At 65.5% G+C, this 4736-nt stretch carries 6 protein-coding genes; 3 read left to right on the top strand and 3 right to left on the bottom strand.

Features of this window, described 5'->3' with window-relative positions; genetic code table 11:
- The 3 genes from JYJ84_RS28680 to JYJ84_RS28690 all read right to left on the bottom strand — a co-directional run.
- A partial coding sequence (locus JYJ84_RS28680; RefSeq protein WP_205186045.1) for a YceI family protein occupies positions 1 to 379 on the bottom strand: 379 nt, incomplete at its 3' end.
- Positions 380 to 444: 65 nt separating this feature from the next.
- Entirely contained in the window at positions 445 to 1005 is a 561-nt protein-coding gene (locus JYJ84_RS28685) for a YceI family protein (RefSeq protein WP_175222366.1), read from the bottom strand.
- 8 nt (positions 1006 to 1013) lie between these two features.
- Complete coding sequence (locus JYJ84_RS28690) at positions 1014 to 1574, bottom strand: cytochrome b (protein WP_122944509.1); 561 nt, start codon at positions 1572 to 1574, stop codon at positions 1014 to 1016.
- A 258-nt stretch (positions 1575 to 1832) separates the two neighbouring features.
- Here JYJ84_RS28690 and JYJ84_RS28695 point away from each other — a divergent pair, with 258 nt between their 5' ends.
- Genes JYJ84_RS28695 through JYJ84_RS28705 form a run of 3 tightly spaced genes read left to right on the top strand, consistent with a single transcriptional unit; the run spans position 1833 to position 4736 of the window.
- Positions 1833 to 2498 (top strand): paraquat-inducible protein A, encoded by a 666-nt coding sequence (locus tag JYJ84_RS28695; protein WP_043191143.1) that lies wholly within the window; start codon positions 1833 to 1835, stop codon positions 2496 to 2498.
- Positions 2495 to 3124: a paraquat-inducible protein A gene (locus tag JYJ84_RS28700; RefSeq protein WP_043191145.1), complete on the top strand. Its 630-nt coding sequence runs from the start codon at positions 2495 to 2497 to the stop codon at positions 3122 to 3124. The genes JYJ84_RS28695 and JYJ84_RS28700 overlap by 4 nt, the downstream gene beginning before the upstream one ends.
- Positions 3117 to 4736, top strand: coding sequence for an intermembrane transport protein PqiB (locus JYJ84_RS28705; RefSeq protein WP_175222367.1), 1620 nt, complete (start codon positions 3117 to 3119; stop codon positions 4734 to 4736). Before JYJ84_RS28700 ends, JYJ84_RS28705 begins: the two co-directional genes overlap by 8 nt.

The raw sequence follows: 4736 nt of genomic DNA on the forward strand, positions 1-4736 counted from the left end.
TCGTCAGGTTGCCGACCACCGACACCGGCTTGTCGCCGTCGAACTTGATCGTGCCCTTGTAGTTCGCCTGCGGGAACTTGGACACGTCGAAGAACTCGGCCGTCTGCAGATGCTCGTCGAGCTTCGCGCTGCCGGTGTGGATCGACGCGATGTCGGTCGTCACGTCGACCGTACCCGTCTTCGCCGCGCGGTCGAGCGTCACGGTGCCGCTCGACTTGTCGAACTTGCCGCGCCAGACCGACAGGCCGCCGAAGTGGTCGGCCTCGAAGCTCGGGTACGTGTGGCTCGGGTCGAACTGGTACGTTGCGCTATCGGCAAACGCCGAGAACGACAGCGACGCTGCCAGCGCGCCCGCGGCGATGATCAGTTGCTTTTTCAAACTCTTTCTCCTTGGAACGGCGCCGCGCCCTCGCGCGGCATTCAGGTGAGGCGACAGCCCGCCGCTTACTTGGTGGCGACGAGATGGAACTTGATCTGCACTTCGTCCGCGACGATCGACGTGTCCTTCCACTCGCCGGTGCCGACGTTGAAGGCCGAACGCTTGATCGGCAGCACGCCGTCGAACGTCTGCGTCGCGCCGCTTTGCGTGACCGTGACGGGCACCGTGACGTTCTCGGACTTGCCCTTGATCGTCAGCTTGCCGGTCACGTTGTACTTGTTGCCGCCCGCCGGCGCGATCGCCGACGACACGAACGTCGCCTGCGGATACGCCTTCGCGTCGAACCAGTCCTTGCCGGCGACCTGTTCGTTGTACATCTTGTCGCCGAGGTCATAGCTCGCGACGTCGATCGTCATCTGGGCGCTGCCCTGCGCGGCTTTCGCGGGATCGAACTTCAGCTGCGCGGAAAATTTCTTGAACGCGCCTTCGGTCGGCACGTTCATCTGCTTCGACACGGCAGACACCTTGCTCTTCGCGAGATCGACATCGGCGAGCGCCGCGCCCGACGCGACAAGTGACACCGCGGCGAAGGCGGTCAGCATGGAGCGGGAGAAAGACACTTTCATGGGATCCTTCATTTGGCAAAGGGAAGCATCCGCGACAGCAGGCCGTCGCGGTCCAACAACTGGTGCTTGAGCGCCGCAAGCACGTGCAGCGAGACGAGCGCAAGCAGAATGTAATTCAAGGACACGTGAAGCGTCTTGAAGGTTTCCTTCAGCACCGGATCGGGGTCGATCAGCCGCGGCAGCGGCACGATGCCAAGGTAGACGACCGGGATGTTCGACGCCGAGCTGTACAGGTAGCCCGTCACCGGAATCACGATCATCAGCACGTACAGCAGGATGTGCACGCCGTGCGACGCCGCACGCTGCCACGCCGGCGTATCGCCCGGCAGCGCCGGCGGCACGTGAGTTGCACGCCACAGCACGCGCACGGCGGCCAGCGCGAATACGGTCACGCCGATCCACTTGTGCCACGAAAAGTACTTCAGCTTGGTCGGCGTGAAGCCCGGGATGTCGGTCATCACCCAGCCCAGCGCGAACGCGCAGACAATCAGCAGCGCGATCAGCCAGTGCAGCGCGATCGCAGTTTGCGTATAGCGTACCGGCGTGGCCGGCAGCGATTTCGATGCCATCTTGGATTCCTCAGTTCAGCGAACGGCCGCGCCGGCAATTGGTCCGACGCTTGTCAAGGGCGCCATGCTACCGCAACCTTTTGACGCGCGCGGACTCTGAAGACAGGCGCGCCAGCCGGCTGACGGTTTCCCGTCATGTTACCGATCAGTCACCGAACACACGATCGTTGACACGCCGAAAAAGGCCTTTTGGTAAGATTGGCGCGGGTTCCGGCCCCGTCGACGCGTCTCCCCAGCCGTCGCACAACTGCCTTTTCCATGCAACGAAACGACCTGATTGCCTGTCACGAGTGCGACGCACTGTTGCACAAACCGCGCCTGAGCGGACGTGAATCCGCGCGCTGTCCGCGCTGCGATGCCCTGCTCTATCGCAACAGCGCCGCGCAGATCGAGCGGATCTGCGCGCTCGCGCTCGCGGCGCTGATCACGTTCACGATCGCGCAGGCGTTCCCGATCCTCGAAATGGACGTGAACGGCAACCGCGTGCAGACCACGCTGATCGGTGCGATCGATTCGCTGTGGCACCAGGACATGGCGATCGTCGGCGTGATGGTGTTCTGCTCGACCGTGCTGTTCCCGCTCGTCGAGATGGCCGCGCTGCTGTACCTGCTGCTGCCGATCCGCCGCGGCGTCGTGCCGCCCGGCTTCAACCTGGTGCTGCGCGCGATCGAGCTCGTGCGGCCGTGGGGGATGATCGAGGTGTTCATGCTCGGGATCCTCGTCACGATCGTGAAGATGGTGAGTCTCGCAAGAGTCGTTCCCGAAGCCGCGCTGTTCGCGTTCGCCGCGCTCACGCTGATGATCGCCGTCGTGCTGATGTTCGATCCGCGCACGCTGTGGGACATCGCCGACGACCTGCGTGCCGGGCGCGCGCCCGGGCAGCCCGACGATGCCGCCCCGCTGCCGGAAGCCGCCCGCCGATGACGATCCCGACCGCCGCCCGCGAGGGCTACGCCAGCTGCCATGTGTGCGGCCTCGTGCAGACGCTCGACCATCCGCACGCACACTGCGCACGCTGCGGCAGCGCGCTCCATTTCCGTACGCCGAACAGCCTGATGCGCACGTGGGCGCTGCTGCTCGCGGCCGCGATCCTGTACATTCCCGCGAACCTGCTGCCGATCATGCGCACGGCGTCGATCGTCGGCTCGCAGGAAGACACGATCATGAGCGGCGTCATCTATTTCTGGATCTCGGGAGACTGGCCGCTCGCCGTCGTCGTGTTCGTCGCGAGCATCCTCGTGCCGATGCTCAAGCTCGGCGTGCTGCTGATCCTCGTGATCAGCGCGCAGCGCCGCACCGCGTGGCGGCCGCTGCAGCGCACGCGCCTGTTCCGGATCGTCGAGCGCATCGGCCGCTGGTCGATGCTCGACATCTTCGTCGTGACGCTGACCGTCGCGCTCGTCCATTTTCGTTCGCTCGCCATCATCACGGCCGGCCCCGGCGCGCTCGCGTTCGGTTCGGTCGTGATCCTGACCATGCTCGCGTCGATGCAGTTCGATCCCCGCCTGATCTGGGATCCAGTCGAAACCTCAGGGAATCACCATGAATAGTCCACAAGGCCCGCAGCACGACGCGCCCCGGCCGCCCGATCCGACGATCTCGACGAAAAGCGGCTGGCTGCCGTCGCTCGTCTGGCTCGTGCCGCTGATCGCCGCGCTGATCGGCATCGGCCTCGTGATCAAGTCCGTGCGCGAGCGCGGCCCGGAAATCACGATCAGCTTCCACAGCGCCGAAGGGCTCGAGCCCGGCAAGACCCAGGTCAAGTACAAGGACGTCGAGATCGGCATGGTCAAGACGATCAAACTGTCGAAGGACCTGTCGCGCGTGCTCGTCCAGGTGCAACTGAAGAAGGAAGCCGAGGACTTTGCGGTCAAGGACTCGCGCTTCTGGATCGTGCGGCCGCGCATCGGCGCGACCGGCGTGTCGGGGCTCGGCACGCTGCTGTCCGGCGCGTACATCGGCGTCGATGCCGGGCGCTCGCAGGATACCCTGACCGACTTCACGGGTTTCGAAACGCCGCCGGCCGTCACCGGCGACCAGAAGGGCACGCAATACGTGCTGCGCGGCGGTTCGCTCGGCTCGGTCGACATCGGCTCGCCGGTCTACTACCGGCGCGTGCAGGTCGGCCAGGTGGTCGGCTTCTCGCTCGACAGGGACGGCACGGGCGTCACGTTCCACGTGTTCGTCAACGCGCCGTACGACCAGTACGTCGGCGAGAACTCGCGCTGGTGGCAGGCGAGCGGCGTCGACCTGCGGCTCGATTCGAGCGGCCTGAAGCTGAACACGCAGTCGCTCGCCACCGTGATCCTCGGCGGCATCGCATTCCAGACACCGCCGAACCAGGACTCCGGCAAGACCGCACCGAACAACACGACGTTCCGGCTCGGCTACGACGAAGCCGACGCGATGCGCGATCCGGACGGCCTGCCGCTGCCGGTCGTGATGAACTTCAACCAGTCGCTGCGCGGGCTCGCCGTCGGCGCGCCGGTCGACTTCCGCGGCATCGTGCTCGGCGAAGTCACCAATATCGGCATCGACTTCGATCCGAAGACGAAGAACTTCCTGATGCCGGTGACGATGAACATCTATCCGGAGCGCCTCGGCCGCCGCTTCCGCGAGACGATCGAGAGCAAGGGCGAACCGGCCCGTCGCGAGATCGTCGAGCGGCTCGTCCGGCACGGGCTGCGCGGCCAGCTGCGCACCGGCAACCTGCTGACGAGCCAGCTGTACGTCGCGCTCGACTTCTTCCCGAAGGCTCCGACCGTGACGATCGACACGGCACGCCAGCCGCTCGAGCTGCCGACCGTGCCGAACACGCTCGACGAGCTGCAGCTGCAGGTCGCCGACATCGCGAAGAAGCTCGACAAGGTGCCGTTCGACCAGATCGGCGCGAACCTGAACAGCGCGCTGTCGAACGCCGACAAGCTGTTCAAGCAGCTCGACACGCAGGTCGCGCCGGAAGCGCGCGACACGCTGTCGGCCGCGAAGCAGACCTTCTCGACCGCCGAAGCGACGCTGCAGCAGGATTCGCCGCTGCAAACCGACGTGCGCGGCGCGCTGAAGGAGCTCACGCGCACGCTGCAGTCGCTGAACGCGCTCTCCGACTATCTGGAGCGCCACCCCGAATCGCTGCTCAAGGGCAAGCCAGGAGATCAACCATGA

Source organism: Burkholderia sp. LMG 13014, assembly GCF_905232215.1.
GTDB lineage: Bacteria > Pseudomonadota > Gammaproteobacteria > Burkholderiales > Burkholderiaceae > Burkholderia.